18 protein-coding genes and 2 tRNA genes are annotated in these 18,766 nt (G+C 31.6%); 13 read left to right on the top strand and 7 right to left on the bottom strand.

The genetic code is table 11. The annotated features are described in order from the left end of the window. Nucleotides 1–153 precede the first annotated feature (153 nt). From OLM51_RS12685 to OLM51_RS12675, 3 genes are all read left to right on the top strand, one after another. The gene (locus OLM51_RS12685; protein WP_264550975.1) at nucleotides 154–558 is read left to right on the top strand and encodes a VOC family protein; all 405 of its coding nucleotides are present in this window, start codon (nucleotides 154–156) and stop codon (nucleotides 556–558) included. Between the two features lie 43 nt (nucleotides 559–601). Then, nucleotides 602–1,138 carry a helix-turn-helix domain-containing protein gene (locus tag OLM51_RS12680; RefSeq protein ID WP_264550974.1) on the top strand — a complete coding sequence of 179 codons (537 nt, stop codon included), beginning with the start codon at nucleotides 602–604 and terminating at the stop codon, nucleotides 1,136–1,138. A gap of 87 nt (nucleotides 1,139–1,225) precedes the next feature. Next, nucleotides 1,226–2,164 carry a hypothetical protein gene (locus OLM51_RS12675; RefSeq protein ID WP_264550973.1) on the top strand — a complete coding sequence of 313 codons (939 nt, stop codon included), beginning with the start codon at nucleotides 1,226–1,228 and terminating at the stop codon, nucleotides 2,162–2,164. A gap of 64 nt (nucleotides 2,165–2,228) precedes the next feature. Here the strand turns inward: OLM51_RS12675 and OLM51_RS12670 are convergent, their stop codons facing one another. Next, entirely contained in the window at nucleotides 2,229–2,624 is a 396-nt protein-coding gene (locus OLM51_RS12670; protein WP_264550972.1) for a VOC family protein, read from the bottom strand. A gap of 181 nt (nucleotides 2,625–2,805) precedes the next feature. On the opposite strand from OLM51_RS12670, the gene OLM51_RS12665 reads away from it, so the two are divergent. The 5 genes from OLM51_RS12665 (at nucleotide 2,806) to OLM51_RS12645 (ending at nucleotide 7,712) form a co-directional block, all read left to right on the top strand. Beyond that, on the top strand, nucleotides 2,806–3,891 hold the full coding sequence (locus tag OLM51_RS12665) for an acyltransferase family protein (protein WP_264550971.1): 1,086 nt from the start codon (nucleotides 2,806–2,808) through the stop codon (nucleotides 3,889–3,891). 14 nt (nucleotides 3,892–3,905) lie between these two features. Next, entirely contained in the window at nucleotides 3,906–4,538 is a 633-nt protein-coding gene (locus OLM51_RS12660; RefSeq protein WP_264550970.1) for an SMI1/KNR4 family protein, read from the top strand. 124 nt (nucleotides 4,539–4,662) lie between these two features. Continuing rightward, on the top strand, nucleotides 4,663–5,835 hold the full coding sequence (locus OLM51_RS12655; protein ID WP_264550969.1) for a PD-(D/E)XK nuclease family protein: 1,173 nt from the start codon (nucleotides 4,663–4,665) through the stop codon (nucleotides 5,833–5,835). A 96-nt stretch (nucleotides 5,836–5,931) separates the two neighbouring features. After that, complete coding sequence (locus OLM51_RS12650) at nucleotides 5,932–6,495, top strand: adenylate kinase family protein (RefSeq protein WP_264550968.1); 564 nt, start codon at nucleotides 5,932–5,934, stop codon at nucleotides 6,493–6,495. A gap of 371 nt (nucleotides 6,496–6,866) precedes the next feature. Further along, complete coding sequence (locus tag OLM51_RS12645) at nucleotides 6,867–7,712, top strand: class I SAM-dependent methyltransferase (protein WP_264550967.1); 846 nt, start codon at nucleotides 6,867–6,869, stop codon at nucleotides 7,710–7,712. 122 nt (nucleotides 7,713–7,834) lie between these two features. On the opposite strand, the gene OLM51_RS12640 is transcribed toward OLM51_RS12645, so the two are convergent. Beyond that, on the bottom strand, nucleotides 7,835–9,019 hold the full coding sequence (locus OLM51_RS12640; RefSeq protein WP_264550966.1) for a PQQ-binding-like beta-propeller repeat protein: 1,185 nt from the start codon (nucleotides 9,017–9,019) through the stop codon (nucleotides 7,835–7,837). Between the two features lie 304 nt (nucleotides 9,020–9,323). On the opposite strand from OLM51_RS12640, the gene OLM51_RS12635 reads away from it, so the two are divergent. After that, the gene (locus OLM51_RS12635) at nucleotides 9,324–10,001 is read left to right on the top strand and encodes a hypothetical protein (protein WP_264550965.1); all 678 of its coding nucleotides are present in this window, start codon (nucleotides 9,324–9,326) and stop codon (nucleotides 9,999–10,001) included. Between the two features lie 11 nt (nucleotides 10,002–10,012). Continuing rightward, nucleotides 10,013–10,942, top strand: coding sequence for a DUF2268 domain-containing protein (locus OLM51_RS12630; RefSeq protein ID WP_264550964.1), 930 nt, complete (start codon nucleotides 10,013–10,015; stop codon nucleotides 10,940–10,942). A 131-nt stretch (nucleotides 10,943–11,073) separates the two neighbouring features. On the opposite strand, the gene OLM51_RS12625 is transcribed toward OLM51_RS12630, so the two are convergent. Further along, nucleotides 11,074–12,189, bottom strand: coding sequence for a nuclear transport factor 2 family protein (locus tag OLM51_RS12625; RefSeq protein ID WP_264550963.1), 1,116 nt, complete (start codon nucleotides 12,187–12,189; stop codon nucleotides 11,074–11,076). Nucleotides 12,190–12,301: 112 nt separating this feature from the next. Then, nucleotides 12,302–12,397: an AraC family transcriptional regulator gene (locus OLM51_RS20460; protein ID WP_413614522.1), complete on the bottom strand. Its 96-nt coding sequence runs from the start codon at nucleotides 12,395–12,397 to the stop codon at nucleotides 12,302–12,304. Between the two features lie 123 nt (nucleotides 12,398–12,520). Here OLM51_RS20460 and OLM51_RS12620 point away from each other — a divergent pair, with 123 nt between their 5' ends. Further along, a complete protein-coding gene (locus OLM51_RS12620) occupies nucleotides 12,521–13,999 on the top strand; it encodes a serine hydrolase (RefSeq protein ID WP_264550962.1) in 1,479 nt (492 codons plus the stop codon). A gap of 161 nt (nucleotides 14,000–14,160) precedes the next feature. Here the strand turns inward: OLM51_RS12620 and OLM51_RS12615 are convergent, their stop codons facing one another. Next, nucleotides 14,161–14,700, bottom strand: a complete 540-nt coding sequence (locus OLM51_RS12615; RefSeq protein WP_264550961.1) for a DUF3575 domain-containing protein — start codon at nucleotides 14,698–14,700, stop codon at nucleotides 14,161–14,163. A gap of 399 nt (nucleotides 14,701–15,099) precedes the next feature. Beyond that, nucleotides 15,100–15,177: transfer RNA gene (locus tag OLM51_RS12610), tRNA-Val, on the bottom strand. Between the two features lie 323 nt (nucleotides 15,178–15,500). Here OLM51_RS12610 and OLM51_RS12605 point away from each other — a divergent pair. Next, nucleotides 15,501–16,640 carry a helix-turn-helix domain-containing protein gene (locus OLM51_RS12605; protein ID WP_264550960.1) on the top strand — a complete coding sequence of 380 codons (1,140 nt, stop codon included), beginning with the start codon at nucleotides 15,501–15,503 and terminating at the stop codon, nucleotides 16,638–16,640. A 152-nt stretch (nucleotides 16,641–16,792) separates the two neighbouring features. Beyond that, the gene (locus tag OLM51_RS12600; protein ID WP_264550959.1) at nucleotides 16,793–18,259 is read left to right on the top strand and encodes a serine hydrolase domain-containing protein; all 1,467 of its coding nucleotides are present in this window, start codon (nucleotides 16,793–16,795) and stop codon (nucleotides 18,257–18,259) included. 201 nt (nucleotides 18,260–18,460) lie between these two features. Here the strand turns inward: OLM51_RS12600 and OLM51_RS12595 are convergent. Further along, nucleotides 18,461–18,538 (bottom strand) — tRNA-Val (locus OLM51_RS12595). Nucleotides 18,539–18,766 lie beyond the last annotated feature (228 nt).

Below are 18,766 nucleotides of genomic sequence, written 5' to 3'. Positions count from 1 at the left end.
TACAACAACTAAGCCGTTCGGTCAAATCAATTTAAGAAAGCTTTAAATTTTATAAAGCATTCATTTTTTAATCATTCTATCCAAAAAATACTTTGAAATAGTTTTATATTAGCTACATAAAAGTTTAAGAGACTAAGTAAAAATATAATTAGTATGGAAGATCAAAATAAATCATCAGACAAAACACCAAAAGTAACAGGGGTTGGCGGTATTTTCTTTTTTTCGGATAATCCAAAAGAAACCAGAGAATGGTACGCTAAAAATTTAGGATTTGAAGTTAATGACTGGGGTTCTACTTTTGAATCCAGAAATATTAATGATCCTGAATCGAAAGAAATTTTGCAATGGAGTCCTTTTAAAAAAGATGACGCCTATTTTTCGCCTTCAAAAAAAGAATTTATGGTTAATTACAGAGTTCAGAATATTGAAGGTCTGATAAGCAAATTAAAAGAAAATGGTGTAACAGTACTAGATGAGATTGTGACTTATGATTATGGTAAATTTGTACATATATTAGATGCAGATGGCAATAAAATAGAACTTTGGGAACCCGTTTAGAAAATTCCTGAAAAGCACATTTAATAATAAAAACAGTAATACCATGAAAACAAAAGTTCAACTATTGAGAGAGGAAAAACATCTTACTCAAACTGAACTTGCAGAAAAATCAGGTCTTTCTTTAAGAACGATCCAAAGAATCGAAGCAGGAAACATACCTAAAGGTTTTACGCTTAAAACGCTTGCAAAAACATTTGAAGTCGAACCTGAAAGTCTTGTACAAACTAATTCTAAAAGTGCCATAATTAATCGCGTTAAACTGATTAATATTTCGGTGCTGTCTTCTCTTATTATCCCTTTTGGCAATATTATTTTTCCCTCTATCTTAACTTATAAAAGTAAAGAACCGGAAGCAAAAGAACTTGGAAAAAACATTTTGAGTTTTCAGATTATATACTCTGTTATTCTTTCGATCCTGTTAATTGTTAGTCCTTTTATCCAAAAAGCATTTCAGATTCCTCTTTTCTTAGTGTTTTTAGTACTATTTAAAAGTATAAACATCTTTGTGGTTTTTAAAAATGGGTTAAGCTTAAATCAGAATTCAACGCTGTATATTAATTTAAAATTCAATTTGTTATAATAACTGACACGTAATTGACGTATAAATGTCATATCGGTTTTACCAATAAATTCGCTCTTAATACCGAATCTTGCATCAAAAAATGCAATGAAAATTATTAAGAAAATCTTGTTGGCTATAATAGTCGTTTTTATTCTGTCATTAATTGGCGGATATTTTTATTTTGACAGAAAATTTACACCACCTGAGAATTACCTGAAGGTTTCCGGAAGAGCAAATAACATTGCTTTAAAATGGGTTTCAGATCAGGAAAACCCAAATGCAGCGCTCCTGTTGCCTGTTCAAATCAAAGGGATTGATCAAAAGTTTTACATGCAGTTAGATTTTGGTTCACCAGTAACGGTTCTTTACAAAAAATCACTTGAATCTATTCAGCAAAAATTTCAAAAACAAATTCATTTTAATGCAAATGATAATATGATTTCATTGCATTTGGCAATAAATGATCTGAAAATTTCTTCTGAAAATTTTGAATTACTGGATTATGGTACTACAGCTGATTTGGAGAACCCAGCTGTAGAAAATATTATTGGAACTATTGGAACAGATTTATTAGAAAAGAGAACAATTGTTCTTGATTTTAAAAATAGCCGATGTTCATTTATCGAAAGTTTACAAACAAATGGGTTTACAGCATTTGAATTTAAAAAACGTAAGATTCTTTTTCCTGCTAAAATTGAAAACCAAAACTTAAAATTGCTCTACGATTCCGGAACAAGCGGTTATGAATTGATCGTAAACAAAGAGGAATGGCAAAAGTATAAAAACAAAAAAGGACGTATAAAGACAGAAAAAGGGAACTCCTGGGGAAATGCACTAAAAGTAGTTTCTTCGTCGGCAAATCATAAAATACAATTTGGAAATAAGCAATTACAACTTTCTGAAGTAACGTATATTGAAGGAACTTCAAAATTGCAGAACTTTCTAATGAAACGTTCCGGAATGCAGGGAATGATTGGTAACAAACTCTTTCTGAATCAGAAACTTATACTGGATTGCAGAAAACAAAGGTTTAAGCTGGAATAAAACGAGTAATCCACCAAACTCTAAGGAAATTTGGTGGATTACGTTTTTTTGCAAATGGTTTAAATTACATTCCGGGCCAGTACAAAAAGTTAAATTTATGACCATCAGGATCGGCAAAACCAAAGGTGTAACCAACTTCATAATTTTCCGGTTCAGAAAAAATAGTTCCGCCAATTTGTTTCACTTTTTCATACCAACTATCTACATCTTCCCTGCTTTCGGCAGATAGAGAAAATATAATTTCGTTTTCTGTTCTACTATTTGATAATTTACCTCTTAAGGCGTTTTCAAACCTTTTGGCCACAAAAAAGTTGATAATGAAATTATTTTCGGCAAAAATAAAACTGACCAGTTCAGCTGTTTCCTGACCATTCTGTTTGAATCCCAAATTGGTGTAAAATTGAATTGTTTGTTGCAAATCATGCGTAACCAAGTTTCCCCATATCATTTTAGTTTTCATAGCTTTAGTTTTATTTGAATTGATTTACAGCTAAGTTACTGAATTAATTTTAAGCCCTTTAAGTAAAGTTACGATCTAATGAACCTGATATTTTGATTTTACTGCTAATTTGTATAATTTGCGACAACACCAAATCAGGCGGTTATGCCTTATAAAACCTAATTTTATAACTATTACTTTAATGACTACAAGCCAAAACTCTGTGACAATTCAACAAACCAAACAACATTTTGAAATTCTTGACGGATTAAGAGGAATTGCTGCTCTCGCGGTAGTAGTTTTTCATTTTATGGAATGGATTTTTACAGATCCGAGTCAGAATTTTATCGGACACGGATTTCTGGCTGTTGATTTTTTCTTTTGTCTTTCGGGTTTTGTAATTGGATATGCTTATGATGATCGTATTGCAAAAATAGGACTTCGTAAATTTTTTCTTGCCCGAATCATCAGACTTCATCCTCTGGTTGTTGCAGGATCGATATTAGGATTACTGGCCTTTTTATTTGATCCGTTTGGTGGTCATTTAGAGTTGTACAGTGCAGGCAAAATCATTCTGGTATTTATCTGTTCATTATTCATGATTCCGCTGCCTGTAATTGCCGATCGTGGTTTTAATCTCTTTAGTTTCAATGCGCCGGCCTGGTCTTTGTTTTGGGAATATGTTGCTAATATTGCCTATGCATTTATCTTACTCCGCATTAAACGAAATTATTTGTTGATTTTAACGATACTTTCTGCTGTTGCTATTTGTTATGTAGGATACAATTCCGGAAATTTATTAGGAGGCTGGAGCGGGCCAACTTTTTGGGATGGCTGCGCCCGAATTTCGTATTCTTTTCTGGCCGGATTACTTATTTATCGTTCAAACTGGATCATAAAAAATAACCTGGGCTTTATTAGCTTGTCAGCATTGTTGTTATTGGCTTTTATTATGCCATTTTCAGAATGGAACTGGCTGACAGAGCCGTTGGTAATTTTATTTTACTTTCCGTTTCTGATTGCTTTAGGAGCGGGCGCTGTTTTAAAACCTGCTCTCAAAAGGGCTTGTGTCTTTTCAGGAAATATCTCCTATCCTTTGTATATGACGCATTATGCGGTATTGTGGATGTTTGGAAATTATTTCACAAACAATAAACCAGATGCAACTCAACTAACCTTTATTGTTGTTCCTGCTGTTATATTATTAGTTGGATTTGCCTATTTGGTTATGGTGATGTATGATATTCCGGTAAGGAAATATTTAAGCAATAAATGGAATAAAAAATAAGAGAACGATTTACAATGGAAACACAATTAGTAAAAAGATTAATCGGGCTATTTAAAAGTAAACTGGATATTCTGGACGAGTTCATGAATGTGGGAGCAACTAGTAATGAGATAAAAGATTTAGAAAACTTTATTGGTCAAAAACTACCTGAATCTTATACTGACTTGTTGCAAACATATAATGGTGAAAAACGCATTCTTTGTTTTATGGCTGGTTTCGGATATCTGAATATTGAAGAAGTTAAGCAAGAGTGGGAATTTTTTAAAAATAGTCCCTATTGTACTCCGGAAGGAATTACGCAAAAAGATAAGATTAAAAAAACGTTATATTCAGATAAAAGGATTCCTTTTGGACATGATGGTTCAGGAAATTTTTTATGCATAGATTTTGATCCAGAGACACAAGGTTTAGCTGGACAAATACTTTATTTGCCAGCTGGTGATCCTGAGCCAATTTCTGTTATAGCAGATAATTTTGACCATTTTTTGCTATTTCTTATAGAAAAAATCGAATCTGAAGAATTAAAATTAATAGATGAAAGAGAAGATTGGGATGAGGAAGACTGGGAGAAAGCAGATATTTGTTTTGAAAAAAACTGGAAAAATGACTGGACTGATATTGCCGAAGAATATAATATTAAATTTTAATTTAAACTTTTTAAAATCCTGTTTCTTATATTCGCTTAAGGATAAAAGCTTATTATCAAATTGATCTTTTAAGTTTAATTTTAGACGATTTAAAAGATTGTTTTGGGGATTTATATAACACTAAATGGAAGATTTATTAGGAGTTAGCCAACTTTTAAATGAGATACAAACAATATCTGAATCATTTAAAAGAGTAGCTGATGCAACAGGAGAAAACTTTAATATTTTTTCGATTCTTAAGGTAGAATCTGATGAAGTTGCTACACACTCAAGATTTATTGGTGAACTGCTAGATCGAAAAGGACGACACAGACAAAAAGATAAATTTTTACGTTTGTTTATTAACCGTTTTGTTCAAGATCATTCTTTCATTCCGGAAAAGAGTAAAGTTACGATTGAATATTATATTGGGAAAGTTGAAAAAGAAAAAGGTGGCAGGATTGACATTCTTATTAAAGATGATGATAATAATGTCATTATGATCGAGAATAAGATATATGCCATTGAGCAGAAGAATCAACTTTTGCGATATAAAAATGCATTTCCTCACGGGAAATTATTTTATTTAACTCTTTTTGGAGACGAAAGTTCTCAGAAAAGTGCTGTTGGAATTTACGATAGATTATCTTATGAATTTGATGTTATAGAATGGTTGGAAGATTGCAAGAAAGAAGCAGTTAATGTTCCCATATTAAGAGAAACAATCTCTCAGTATATATATCTTCTTAAAAAGTTGACGCATCAAAATTTAAACAAAAAAATGAATCAGGATATTATAACAAGAATTTTAAAAGATAAAAATAGTCTCTTGGCTTATAAAACACTATTTGATCTCCATAAGGATTTGAAAAAGGTAATAATATTTGAAATAGTTAAAAAAATTAAAGAACTGTTTGAAAGAAAAGGTTTTATAAATATAGAAACTATTAATTTTTCAAAAGACAAAGGGCTTTTAATATCTTTTCAGACGGAGAATCTTGCGAAAAGGAATCTTAATTTTCGATTGAATTTTGAACGAAATAATTATTCAGCACTTATAATAGGTTTTGCTAATTCCAGTAATAAACAGGTAAAAGATTCTAAATTATTAGAAATGGTCAAAGAAGAATTTCCTAAAGCAAAACAATCAGACTGGTGGAATGTTTATATGTTTTATGAAGATTATCAGGATTGGTATTTTTCAAATCTAAATAAAATCTATTTTGATACTGATGGAGATTTTTACATTGATTTGGAAAGTAAAATTGACCGATTACTAAATATTTTTGAATCAAGAATAAATGAGTGTTCAGAATAGAATACATTTAATTACAATTGGTTTGTAGACTCACAAAATTAATAGAACAGTTCTTTACAGATCTGTACAAATTGTTTTAAAAAACAACTTATATAAATGGAAATATTAATAATTACCGGACCTCCATATTCAGGAAAAGGAACGCAATGCAATGTATTAAAAGAAATTTTGGGTTTTGAGCATATTTCTACAGGAGATAAATGCAGGGAAGAAAAACAAAAAGAAACAGAAATAGGCAAAATAATGTCTCAATATGAAGAAAAAGGAAATTTAGTTCCTGATGCTATAATGAAAGACCTTTTTAGCAAAATACTGGACGAGAATAAATCAAAAACCGGAATTATTCTGGACGGTTACCCTCGAACAAAACCACAGGTTGATGATTTACTTGAACTTGTTCAGTCAAAAAACATGAAAATTGGTAAAGTTCTAAATATCGATGTTCCAAAATCTGAATTATTAATCCGGGCAAAAGTAAGAGCCGAAACTTCAAACCGCAAAGACGATAAAGACCCTCAGATTCATATAAAACGTATCGAAGTTTTTGAAGAATCTACAAGGCCAGCCATAGAATATATGAAGTCAAAGCTAAATGTGCTGACTTTTGATGGTCTTGGAACCATTGACGAGATCACAGAACGAATAAAAGCGAGTATATAATATAGCATTCTGTAAAATAGGAACACCAGAATTAGATTAAAATTAGCAAGCATCTGTGCATACAGGTGCTTTTCTTTTTGTTGAAGAATAAAATAGTTCAGATATTTTAAATGAGCCAAAATCAAATGGTATGTTAATGATTTTCTGCAAACTAATTTATATAAAAATAAATGTATCAAGTAATTAATAATCAGTACATTGTGCTTGAGTATTTGTTATCTTTGTTATTACAAAGCATTAACTTCTGTCATATTTATAAATTTCGTTTAGATTTCTATTTGCCTAATCACTTCCGGAGCAGTTACGTTGATTAAATCCCAAACTCACTTGGGAAAAATTCAAACAATTATAGAACATCAAAATTTAAGAAAATGGAACAACACCTAGAAGAAATTCGCAATCAGCAAAAACAGTCCTGGAACAAATTTTCTGGAGGCTGGAAGAAATGGGATGATCTTGTAATGGATTTTTTTAAACCTATGGGAGATGAAATAATTCGATTACTAAATCCAAAAAATAATGATTTTATTCTTGACATTGCCTCTGGTACAGGAGAACCAGGATTAACAATTGCAGAAAAATTGCCAGATGGTAAGGTTGTAATTACAGATCTTGCTGAGGATATGTTGAAAATAGCACAGGAAAATACGGTGTTAAAAGGGCTTAAAAATGTAGAAACTGTTGCCTGCGATGTATGTGAATTGCCATTTCAGGATAATACATTTGACGCTATAAGTTGCCGTTTTGGATTTATGTTTTTTCCTGATATGCAATTAGCAGCCAACGAGATGGTTCGGGTTCTGAAACCGGGAGGGAAAATTGCAACCGCTGTGTGGAATATACCAGAAAAGAATTTTTGGATCACAGCTACAATGGGAACAATTAATAAAAATCTGGAACTCCAGCCCCCGCCTGCCGGTTCACCAGGAATATTTCGTTGTGCTGAAGATGGATTTATCTCAAATATTTTTTTGCAAGCGGGATTGAGAAATGTTTCTCAGGTCGAAGTAACAGGAAAACTAAACTGCAAAACAGTCGATGCTTATTGGGGAATGCTAACTGAAGTTGCTGCTCCAATTGTTGCAGCACTTGATTCTGCAAGTGATGAAATGAAAGAAAAAATAAAAACTGAAACGTATGCCAAAGTCAATCAGAAATTTCCAGATGGAAATGTTGTAATTGATTCAAGTACCTGGGTAATTTATGGAGAGAAATAATTTGATTTACTCGGGATTTATAGCTTTTTCATGCAACAAAAACAGAATCCCGAATTTAATTTTCATAAAAAAAGCTCCTTAATTTCTTAAGGAGCTTTTTGTTGGGTAACTACTATATTGTGTTATCTGATTATTTTTAGAAATGCACTATAGATATTTTCTTTAATAGAAGTTCGCATATAATACATATCCTCGTCTTTAGTGTTCAAATCAAATTTAACTAAACCTGCATCACAGTAGTAAAATAAGCTGTCGTCAACAGGAAATTCAATATTTGAAATGGGCTGAGTAGTTAATTTTTGTTCAAATGCAATTTCACCGTTTGATATATCAAGTTGAAAAAGTTTTCCCTTACGTGTGTATCCCCAAATATTGTCATCTAGCTCTGTAATGTATTCTACATTATCATCTTTAAAGTCTCTTTTCCATATTTGAGTTCCTGTTTTTGAATCAACCGCGTATATAGAAGAAACCGTTTCGCCTTGTGCGGCAAAGTATACTTTTTTGTCTTTACATAATATGCGTTCCTTGATATTATATTGATTTTCCTCTAATTTAAACTGCCATATAATATCTAACTTATCAGGAGTTAAAGCAAAAAGTAAATCTTTATCATTTGCTGTAAATATATTTTCGCCATCTGTTACTGTTTTTGAGTGCATTGTACCTTCAAAGCTTTTTTGGCTGATAATTTTTCCTGTATTAGCATCAAAAATGTAGAAATTCATTCCGCCTGAAGCAAAGACCTTATTATTAAAAAAGAGTACCGGAATATCGTTGTTTGGAGAATCCAGCTTGTTACTCCAGGCTAAACTCCCATCTTTTGTATTAAGAGCATAAAGACTGCCATTTTGAGCATTTATATACAGTTTTCCATTAGTAACAATTGGAGTTTGATCTTTTAGTACAATTTGATCTTTAATATTGCCTATTCTTGATTTCCAAAAAATATCACCGCTTTGATTATCAATAGCAAAAATTTCACCATTTACAAACGGAACGTAAACAACGCCATCATGTAGTGTAACAGCATTTGCACACATTTCAGTTTGAGCGTCTGAAGCTTTTACAGTCCAGACAATTGTTTCAGATTCTAAATCATATGAAAAAAGGTTTCCGTCGTAATCATAAATTAAGAGCGAAGCTTCATCTAAAGGAACTTTTTTAAGCGGACTTATAACTTTGTTACTAACTACATCATGAAGTGGCAGAGTATTGTTTTCGGTTGGTTTTGAAGTAGTTGCTGTTTGACTAAAAATATTTATAACAGTAAATAGAAATAAAAGAGGAACTAGTTTTTTTTTCATTTTTAGATTTGGGTATTAAAAATTGTTTGAACTTTTTTATAACGTAAGTTTTTGCTCTTTCTTTTAAAAAGCAAATAACTCAAGTAAGCATCAGACATTAATGAGTGCTAATATAGAAACAATTCTATATACATTCTCAAATGAATTTTTAATAATGAAAAAATGTTTCGAAAAATACTGGCTGACTGTTTCATTTATAGATTCAGTTTTATTTTGTTAATTTCATTACTTTAGTCCAATAAGAAAAAATGTCTTTTACATTCATAAACAGTACTATAATGGTGTTTAACACAAGCTTAAAAATATGAAAAAAAGAATACTAGTATTGATTTTGGTTGCAATGGGATTATTTTCTTGTAAGCAAGATAAGAAATCAACGCAAGTTACAGTTGATATAAAAACTTTAGATTCCGTAAAAAATACCGAAAACAAAAAACAATTGGCTGCTAGTAAATTCATTTATACCAAATATGAGTATAAGGATTCTAAAGGCACAAGCTTAATAATAGAAAACAGTTTACCAAAAGGAGGGAAAAGATATACGGATCCCAATGGTCATGAATATGTTTATGCTGTATTTTGGACACGAATAACCAATGAAACAACTAATCCTCTTGAATTGAAAATTGATTTTCCTCCAGATTCCTATGAGATTCCGTCTTTACCCGGTAAATATTATAAAACTTTGATCCCATCTGACACGATGACAACAGAAAAAATATCCTTATTTAATTATGGACTGACAAATTTAGATCCTTTTTTTGATAAGAATATTGGTAAACCATCTTCTTTAAAAAGGACTATTAATCCAAAAGAATCCAGTGCTTTCTATATCGTAGCGCTACGTTTAATTGGAGGAGATCAATACGATGTATTAAGAACAGAACTCAGTTTAAAAGGGCAAAATCTTTTTTATAAAGTTAGAGATAAGGAAATTCAGTGTGGAAGTATTAATTTGAAAAATTTAACGTTACAGAAGTAAACACATTGTATATGAAACTAAATCTTATTCTTACCACACTTTTTGTTGTTTTTTCTAATTTCCTTTTTGGACAAAGCAATTTCTCTGATAATCCTTTAGATGCCGTTTTTGAAACAAAAGATTCAAAAAATTTTTGGGAAGCATTTGACAAAATGGAGAAATTAAAACAGAATCCCTTTATTGAATATATGCAAAAAGGTTCTCCGGGAGTTAAAGGATTTACCGAAAACAGGATAATCAACGCAGATTCTCTTTTTGCAGTTGTAAAGAGAAGAAAAGCCGATTACGAACCTTCTAGAAATGTTTTAGACGGAATTTCATCCAAAGAAAAGAGAGTAAGAGCCATTTATAGTGCATTAAAATATTGGTATCCGAAAGCAAAATTTCCGCCAATTTATTTTGTCTATGGGAGATTTAATTCCGGAGGAACTTCTTCTCCTGATGGAATTATTATTGGAACTGAAATGCTTAAAAACCTGGATGGTGTTTCTGGCTTAATTGCACACGAGCTTATTCACTATCAGCAAAATATAACAGGAAAAGATATGCTGCTAAAATGGAGTTTACTTGAAGGAGGTGCAGATTTTATTGGCGAACTTATTTCAGGTGAATCCATAAATAAATTTGAATATAAATACGGAGAACAAAACCAGGATAAATTATGTCAGGAATTTGTAACCAGATTAAAAAATGCAGATTATCAAGATTGGTTGTATGGAACCTCTAAAAAAGATGACAGACCAAATGATTTAGGATATTGGATTGGTTATAAAATAACCGAATCTTATTTTAATAAACAAAAAGACAAACAAAAAGCAATTGATGAAATATTGAATATAAAAGATCCAATACAGTTTTTAAAACAAAGTGGCTTTTTAGATGCATACATTGAAAAGTATCAAAAATCCAGGAAAGAAGGTTATGACGAATTTTTCAAGTAATATTTAAACTTCTAAAATTCATAAATATTAAAAATACAAAAACTCCTTATGAAATTAAGGAGTTTTTTTCTGGTCCTTACGAACCATTTTCTTCAAGATTTCAAAGATATTTGTTAACCAGACAAATCATTCTAATTACTTTTCTCAATTAATTCGATAATTTTTAAGGCAACACGATTTGATGATTGAAAATTTTGCCCTGTAACAATTCGGCCATCTTGTTCAACGTAAGATTCATTTCTCTTGGAAAATTTAAACTCCCCTCCTCTTTCTTCAATTGTTTTCTGAATTAAAAACGGAAAGTGTTTAAAGTATTCACCATCTTTTTTTTCGAAAGAGTCCGGATAACCACTTACTTTTTTTCCTTCAACCAGGAATTTCCCGTTTTTGGTTTTCAAGTTAACAATACCTGCTGTTCCATGGCATACCGAAGAAATAATACCGTTATTATCTTCATATACTTGCATAGTAATGCGCTGAATGCCTAGGTTTTCAGGAACGTCATACATGGCGCTTCCGCCTCCAATATAATGAACAGCGCTGTATGCTTTATAATCAATTTCTTTAGGGCTTGCAGTATGTTCTATGGCGTACATAAAATCTGGATTATATAAATATTTTTTTTGCAAACTATCAGAAGTATTAATATAGGCTAAAGGAATATCGCCGCCCTTTGGACTTACAAAATCAACAGTATAACCTGAATTTGCAAAGGTATCATAAGCGTTTACGATTTCGGCAAAACTATTTCCTGTTGGAATTGTTGAATTTCCGTAATAATGAGCATTGGAAACGATGAATAATATTTTTTTACCGGATTTATTGCTTGTTTTACTACTTGCCGATTTGCTAATTATTTTCCATTCGCCCTGAATTTTCTTGAGAAGAAACATATCCATAAACTCTTGTTTTCTTTGAGGAATGAGAATTTCTGCCTTTGCAATAGCGATATCATTAAAATATTCTATAGAAATGATTTTTCCTATTCGACCATTAAATTCTCCTTGATTGCCTTTTTGAAACCAGGTGACATATTCTGAAGCCGGAACTATCCATAAAGGTTTTTCTTTGTGGCTTAGAAAAAGATTGGCTTCAGAATAAAAAGCCTTGCTAATGCTGTCAGGCTTATTGTAAGAAGTACCCACAATATAGTTTTGAATACAATTTTCAATAAGAGATTGTTCGGATTGTGAAAAAGATAAATTTGATACTAATGCAAATAGAATTGTGAAAAAGATTTTTCTCATAAACGTTGATTTTAATGGTTTTAAAAATGTTTTTCAAAATTATATGGAGTAAATTTTAAATCGGTCTGAGTTAATAATCCAGGAGTACGGATTTATAATTTCGGACTGGAAATCACTCTTTTTGGTAGTTTGAAGGTGTAGTACCTGTGATTTTTTTAAATGAACTATAAAATGTACTACTGGAATTAAATCCGGATTCAAAACCCACAGCATCCTTACTGCTTAACTTCTGGCAGATATAAATCTAAAAATTAGTTGTAGTAATAATATTTCATATCTTAGTTGCAAATCAATCAATCAATCAATCAATCAATCAATCAATCAATCAAAAATGAATAAACAAATTGTTCTTATTTTAGTAGCATTTATCTTGAGCTGTAAAGTTTCCGGACAAGAAATAAATGATTTCTTTTCAGCACTTGCTAAAAATAATCTTTTTAATGGCAGTGTATTAATTGCTAAATCAGGAGAAAACACCTTTTCTAATTCTTATGGATATTCTAATATCGAGAAGAAAGAAAAAATCAATGAAAAGTCTCAATTTCCAATTGCATCCATCTCAAAAACGTTTACTGCGGTAGCCATATTGCAGCTTAAACAAAAAGGAAAATTGAATATTGATGATCCGGTGCAGAAATATCTTCTGAATTTTCCTTATCCAAATGTTAGTATTAAACATCTGATAAGCAATACTTCCGGATTGACGCAATACTACCGTTTATTTGATAATGCAATAAAAGAAAAGCCGGAGAAAATTTTCTCTAATGAAGATATTATACCGGCATTAATTGAAAATAAAGTTCCGCTTTCATTTGCTCCGGGAGACAAATGGGAATATAATAATGTTAATTTCTGTCTTGCTGCATTAATAGTAGAAAGAATAACAGGAATTGATTTTAGAGATTATTTAGCGCAAAATATTTTCGGCCCTGCTAAAATGAAAGATTCATTTCTCCCTAAGAATAGAAAGTTAAAAGAACAGAATCAAGTAGAATTGTACACTTATCCAAACTTTTATTCGACGAACGTAGTAAATGTTCAAACCTTAAAAGAAACTCTTTTAATAGATGAGAAAAGCAATTTCTATGGACCCGGTGGTATTGTAAGCACGGCTGTAGATTTACAGAAGTACCAAAAAGCATTATTTAGTTATCAGATTTTAAACAAGAAAGAATTAGAAGAAGCGCTGACACCGTCAAAACTTAATGATGGAAAAATTGCTTCTTATCGCTTTGAAGATAAAGAGATTGCCTATGGTTTGGGCTGGCAGATATACACTAATGATAGTAATGAAAAAATAGTTTTTCACGATGGGCTCAATACCGGACTTACGTCAATTTTGATGCATAATATTACTAGAAACCAGACTGTTGTTTTGCTGTCTAATACAGCAAGTCCGGTTTTTGTTACAGCCAATGAAGTTTTGAAATTAATTGATAATAAGCCTTATAAAATGCCTTTGCAAAGCCTTTCGAGAGTTTATGGCAGTTTGCTTGAAAGTGGGAACAAAGAAAAAGCAAATCAGTTAATTGAAGAATATTTAAAAAAGCCAGACAGCTACGAAGCCACAGAAAGAGATTTTAATAGATTGGGGTATCAATTTCTTAGACTTCAAAAAACAGACAATTCTTTGCAAACATTTGCTGCAGCAGCATTAATTTTTCCAAATAGCTCAAATATATATGATAGCTATGGGGAGGCATTACTCCAAAGTGGTAAAAAAGAGGATGCAATTAAGATGTATCAAAAATCGGTTGAATTAAATCCGGATAATGAAAATGGTAAAAAAGTATTAAAAGAATTGCTCTAATGTGTGCAGTATAGAATATAGAATAATTCATTTATAGCATGTATTCAGGGCAATAAAAAATAAAAAAAAACTCCTTAATTTCTTAAGGAGTTTTTTTGTGGAGTGTCAGGAATTGTAATCATTATACTAGACGTTCCAAAAAAAAGTATTCAATTATTGTTTTAGAATCTATAGCCTACATGAAAGCCAAATCTTGCAACTTGGGTATGATCAGTCTTATCAGCATTAAATAATAGTTTTCCCCAACCAGCGTTAACTTCAAATATAATTCCACTTTTGGTAACCCACTTACTTCCTAAACCAATTCCAAGTGAAAAATCAATAACATCGGGATTCTCTGTGTAAATTGAATGATCTTCTGATGTGTATATTTTTTTTCCATCAATTGAACTTAACATTCCAAATCCTTCGGCAAAAAAGCCAGAAGCAAATTTCTTTCCAAAGTATCTTCTGTAATAGGGCGATACAGAGTAATTCATATCCTCGTTTTTGCTATCATTAAATGCATATAAACCCGTAACACCCAGGGATGACTTACTGTTTAAGTTTCTTTCATAAGTTCCTTCAACTGAACTGCCAATTAGAGGGAGTATTACATTTAATTTTAATTCATTTTTTTTCTCATTCTCAGAGTTGTCATTTTGTGCATTTACAACAAAAACCGAAAATAACATGGGAATAATTAAGTACTTTTTTTTCATAAAATAGAGTTTGATTGTTAAGATCAAACATAGAATAATTTGCTTTAGGAACTGTTAATAATATCTAGGGTTCAAGTTAAAATAAATACAATTTTCCTGCACATTAAACTGTCTTTGAAGTAAGCTGAAATCTCTAAATTATGACAAATGGCGGATCTATTCTTGATTTCACTAAATAAGATGATGAAATGAATATAAAGCAAAAAACTCCAAAATCATATGGCTTTGGAGTTTTTGGAATTTTGTGGGCGATGATAGTTTGTTCCGATTTTCCGTTAGAAGGTTCGAACCTCCAATCAATTCTGATGAAAAATCGGAATACTTTGAATCTTAAATCTAAATCGAAAGATCGGAAAGTTATAGCATAAAAAAAACTCCTTAATTTCTTAAGGAGTTTCTTGGTGGGCGATGAGGGGTTCGAACCCCCGACCCCCTCGGTGTAAACGAGGTGCTCTGAACCAGCTGAGCTAATCGCCCTATTTTATTAGGCTGCTATCATTTTGTGATTGCGAGTGCAAATATACAGCTAGATTTTGTATTTGCAAGTCTTTTTAGAAAAAAAATCAAATAATTATGCATAATCGTACTTACCGGCGCTGTATGGCACTTTTTGTACATTCCAATTTTAATTGGCATCCTTTTAGGCACATTGTTTTAAATCTTTTTTTGTGTTTTAGCAGGTTTTTATATTTATTCTTCCTATTTCAATTTCAAAAAAAGTCGCTAATATTGTAGTAATAATATTTCTTATATTCGCCTTTAATAACTATTAACCCTAAAAATACCACCAAAAAACAGAAATGGATAAAATTAATTTATTAATTGTTGCAACCATAATTACTTCGGTCATTTCATTATTGCTTATATTTTTTCTGCTTACAGTTAAAACAAAAGACAAAACAAGTAACATTCTTTTTGCTGTTTTTCTGTTCATAAATGCAATAGATGCAAGTGAACCTTTCTTTGCATTAATATCCGATGGGCCTTCAAATCTGGGAATATTCAGAACTACATTTGCATTTTTTCAAATCCCGGTTTTTTACCTGTATGTATTATCCGTTTCTTATTCTGATTTCAGATTTAAGCCCCAATATCTCCTTCATGCAGTTCCGTTTTTAATTGTAAATGCTGCTTTAGTACCGCGTTTCTATGCCGTGGATGCTGCTGCAAAAATGGATTTTATTGTAAATCGTAGAAATATGATCGAATTGCAGTTTATTCATGTTTTAATACATTTACAGATCATTGTTTATTTTGCGGCCATTTTTATGTTATTAAAAAAAGCAAAAAAACTGTATGTTGAAAATAATGCCGGTACCCATATTAATTCCTATAATTGGTTATTTCAGTTTACGACTCTTCTCTCCATCTTGTATGTGGTTGCTATAGTAAAAAATATTTTTAAGTTTTCAGAATACCCGGATATCTCTGAGTGGATAAAAGTTGGAATTCAGGTATTACAGCCCTTTATTATTTGCTGGTATTTATTTAAGGCATTAAATAATCCTGATTTATTCAGAAATATTGATTCAAAATTAAAACTGGTAAAAGATATTGTTTCTGAGGAAAAAGTTAATGCATCCACAGCTGTAAATGAAGAGGTTTATAATGGAGAGTTATTGAAACTGCAGCAATATATGAGTGAAGAAAAACCATTTCTTAATCCTTCGCTAACGATTCAGGATGTTTCTAAAGGGATTAAAATCCCTGTTCGTGATTTATCTCTTTTAATCAATCATAAATTAGAACAGCATTTTTACGATTTCGTTAATACGTACCGAATAGAAAATGCGATGGATATTTTAAAAGACGATACAAAAAGTAAAGTAACAATTCTTGAAATCTTATATGAAGTTGGGTTTAATTCAAAATCTTCTTTTAACACCGCTTTTAAAAAACATACAGGAAACACACCAACTTCCTATCGTAAACAGTTCTAATTCAGTTTTTTGTAATTACTCGTACTTCTGATTGAAACGATTCGTACTTGTTTTTTCAGACAAATGCGTTCGAATCTTTTCATTCGGTCGCACAGGACTGACTCCTTCCGCATCTTTGTATCGAAATAAATTTTTAACCAAAATTCGATACCATGAAAAATATTATCTACTTAGTACTACTTCTTATAGTAACAAATGCAAATTGCCAGACAAGCCATAAGGCGCTGACAAAAAAGACAAACTATAGCTTTCTGACTGATAGTTTAAATATTGACAATCAATTAGAAAAATATAAACTGGCCGGTTTTAGTGTTGTGGTTTTTGAAAATTACGAGATTGTATATTCAAAACAATTTGGTGTAAAATCAATAGACTCTAAAGAAAAAATAGATCAGAATACAGCTTTTTCTACAGCTTCAATTTCAAAACCAATTACGGCGCTTCTATGTTTTATGCTTGAAGAGAAAGGATTACTTAATTTAGATGATCCAATAGATCCTTTCTTAAAACGCTGGCATTTACCAAAAAGCAAGTTTACTGAAAATAATAGTCCAACGTGGAGACAATTTTTAAATCATACCGCTGGTACATCTCAGGACGGTTTTGAAGATCATTATGAGGGAGAAGTAATCCCGACGTTAAAACAAAGTCTTTTAGGTCAGATACCAAGATATGACAAAGAAATAGAATTTTTGTTTACACCGGGAACTGATTGGCGATATAGTGGCGGCGGTTATACAATTGTTCAAATGGCATTAGAAGACACGTTTAATAAATCTATGGCAGAACTTGCGTCAGCATACATTTTTTCGCCTCTTGGTTTGAAAAACACCACAATGATTCAGCCAAATGAGAAGGGATTTCTAACAAATGTGGCTCTTGTTCATGATAAAGACGGAAAAGTGATTAAAACAGGTTTGCCAATTACGCCACAAGTTGGACCATCAGGAATGTGGTCTACTCCTACTGATTTAGCTAAATTGGCAATCGAAATGCAAAATGCCTTACGCAACAAAAACAACAAAGTAATTTCTCATAATGTGGCAGAAAAAGTAACAGCAGTAACCGCTCTGAAAAATGCTGTTGGAGGCTGGAGCTACGGATGGCAAAAGTCATTTGGTTACAATAACTATGACTGGTTTTTATGCAACGGTTCCAATACCGGAGTTGGTGGTACTGTTGCCGCTACCATGACAGATGGAAATGGTTTTGTATTTCTGGCTAATGGCGAAAAACCGAATCGTTTTCCTGTAATGGGCCACACTCAGAAAACAATTCTGAAGCTGATGGATTGGAACAATAAAGCAGTTACTATAAGTACTCAGGAAATGCCATTAGCGCTAAAAGAAAAACTAATTGGGACTTATGACGATTTCCTATACGGGCAAGGAGTAGAAACCAAAATTGTAGAGAGAAATAACCGCCTTTATGTTGAATCTATGTTGTTGGACCATTTTAAAGGGAAAAATGATTTTGAACTCGTGTATCTAAAAAATGGCTTATTTAAAATTACCGACTATCCTAACTTACTACAGTTTGATTTTAAAGATGGAAAATTAAATTCGGTAATCATGACCCGAGATAATTTGAATACTAAAGTCTTAATAACTACTAAGTAATAATGAAAAACTCCAAAGTCATATGATTTTGGAGTTTTTTAAATTTTGTGGGCGATGATAGCTTGTTCCGATTTTTCATCGGAAGGTTCGACCCCCGACCACTTCCGACGAAAAATCAGAGTGCTTTGAATCACAAATCTAAATCGAAAGATCTGAAAGTTATAGCATAAAAAAAACTCCTTAATTTCTTAAGGAGTTTCTTGGTGGGCGATGAGGGGTTCGAACCCCCGACCCCCTCGGTGTAAACGAGGTGCTCTGAACCAGCTGAGCTAATCGCCCTATTTTACTAGGTTGCTATCGTTATGTGATTGCGAGTGCAAATGTACACCTAGATTTTGTATTTGCAAGCATATTTTAGAAAAAAATGAAATACTTTTTAAAGATATTTTATAGTAAACTCTTTTACAGCTTCTTAAAAGTAAAGAAAATTATAAAAATTATTTAAATTTAGTTAAAAACAAGAATACGAAAGCCTAATTCATAATATTCTTTTGTAATCATTTGCTA

Source organism: Flavobacterium sp. N2038 (assembly GCF_025947185.1).
In the GTDB taxonomy this organism is placed as follows: domain Bacteria; phylum Bacteroidota; class Bacteroidia; order Flavobacteriales; family Flavobacteriaceae; genus Flavobacterium.
The sequence above is the reverse complement of the archived record's forward strand: the minus strand, read 5'-3'. Positions and strand labels throughout refer to the sequence as shown.

Coding starts and splice junctions, on each gene's coding strand:
- OLM51_RS12685 (WP_264550975.1), top strand. CDS start 154: ATGGAAGATCAAAATAAATCATCAGACAAAACACCAAAAGTAACAGGG.
- OLM51_RS12680 (WP_264550974.1), top strand. CDS start 602: ATGAAAACAAAAGTTCAACTATTGAGAGAGGAAAAACATCTTACTCAA.
- OLM51_RS12675 (WP_264550973.1), top strand. CDS start 1,226: ATGAAAATTATTAAGAAAATCTTGTTGGCTATAATAGTCGTTTTTATT.
- OLM51_RS12670 (WP_264550972.1), bottom strand. CDS start 2,624: ATGAAAACTAAAATGATATGGGGAAACTTGGTTACGCATGATTTGCAA.
- OLM51_RS12665 (WP_264550971.1), top strand. CDS start 2,806: ATGACTACAAGCCAAAACTCTGTGACAATTCAACAAACCAAACAACAT.
- OLM51_RS12660 (WP_264550970.1), top strand. CDS start 3,906: ATGGAAACACAATTAGTAAAAAGATTAATCGGGCTATTTAAAAGTAAA.
- OLM51_RS12655 (WP_264550969.1), top strand. CDS start 4,663: ATGGAAGATTTATTAGGAGTTAGCCAACTTTTAAATGAGATACAAACA.
- OLM51_RS12650 (WP_264550968.1), top strand. CDS start 5,932: ATGGAAATATTAATAATTACCGGACCTCCATATTCAGGAAAAGGAACG.
- OLM51_RS12645 (WP_264550967.1), top strand. CDS start 6,867: ATGGAACAACACCTAGAAGAAATTCGCAATCAGCAAAAACAGTCCTGG.
- OLM51_RS12640 (WP_264550966.1), bottom strand. CDS start 9,019: ATGAAAAAAAAACTAGTTCCTCTTTTATTTCTATTTACTGTTATAAAT.
- OLM51_RS12635 (WP_264550965.1), top strand. CDS start 9,324: ATGAAAAAAAGAATACTAGTATTGATTTTGGTTGCAATGGGATTATTT.
- OLM51_RS12630 (WP_264550964.1), top strand. CDS start 10,013: ATGAAACTAAATCTTATTCTTACCACACTTTTTGTTGTTTTTTCTAAT.
- OLM51_RS12625 (WP_264550963.1), bottom strand. CDS start 12,189: ATGAGAAAAATCTTTTTCACAATTCTATTTGCATTAGTATCAAATTTA.
- OLM51_RS12620 (WP_264550962.1), top strand. CDS start 12,521: ATGAATAAACAAATTGTTCTTATTTTAGTAGCATTTATCTTGAGCTGT.
- OLM51_RS12615 (WP_264550961.1), bottom strand. CDS start 14,700: ATGAAAAAAAAGTACTTAATTATTCCCATGTTATTTTCGGTTTTTGTT.
- OLM51_RS12605 (WP_264550960.1), top strand. CDS start 15,501: ATGGATAAAATTAATTTATTAATTGTTGCAACCATAATTACTTCGGTC.
- OLM51_RS12600 (WP_264550959.1), top strand. CDS start 16,793: ATGAAAAATATTATCTACTTAGTACTACTTCTTATAGTAACAAATGCA.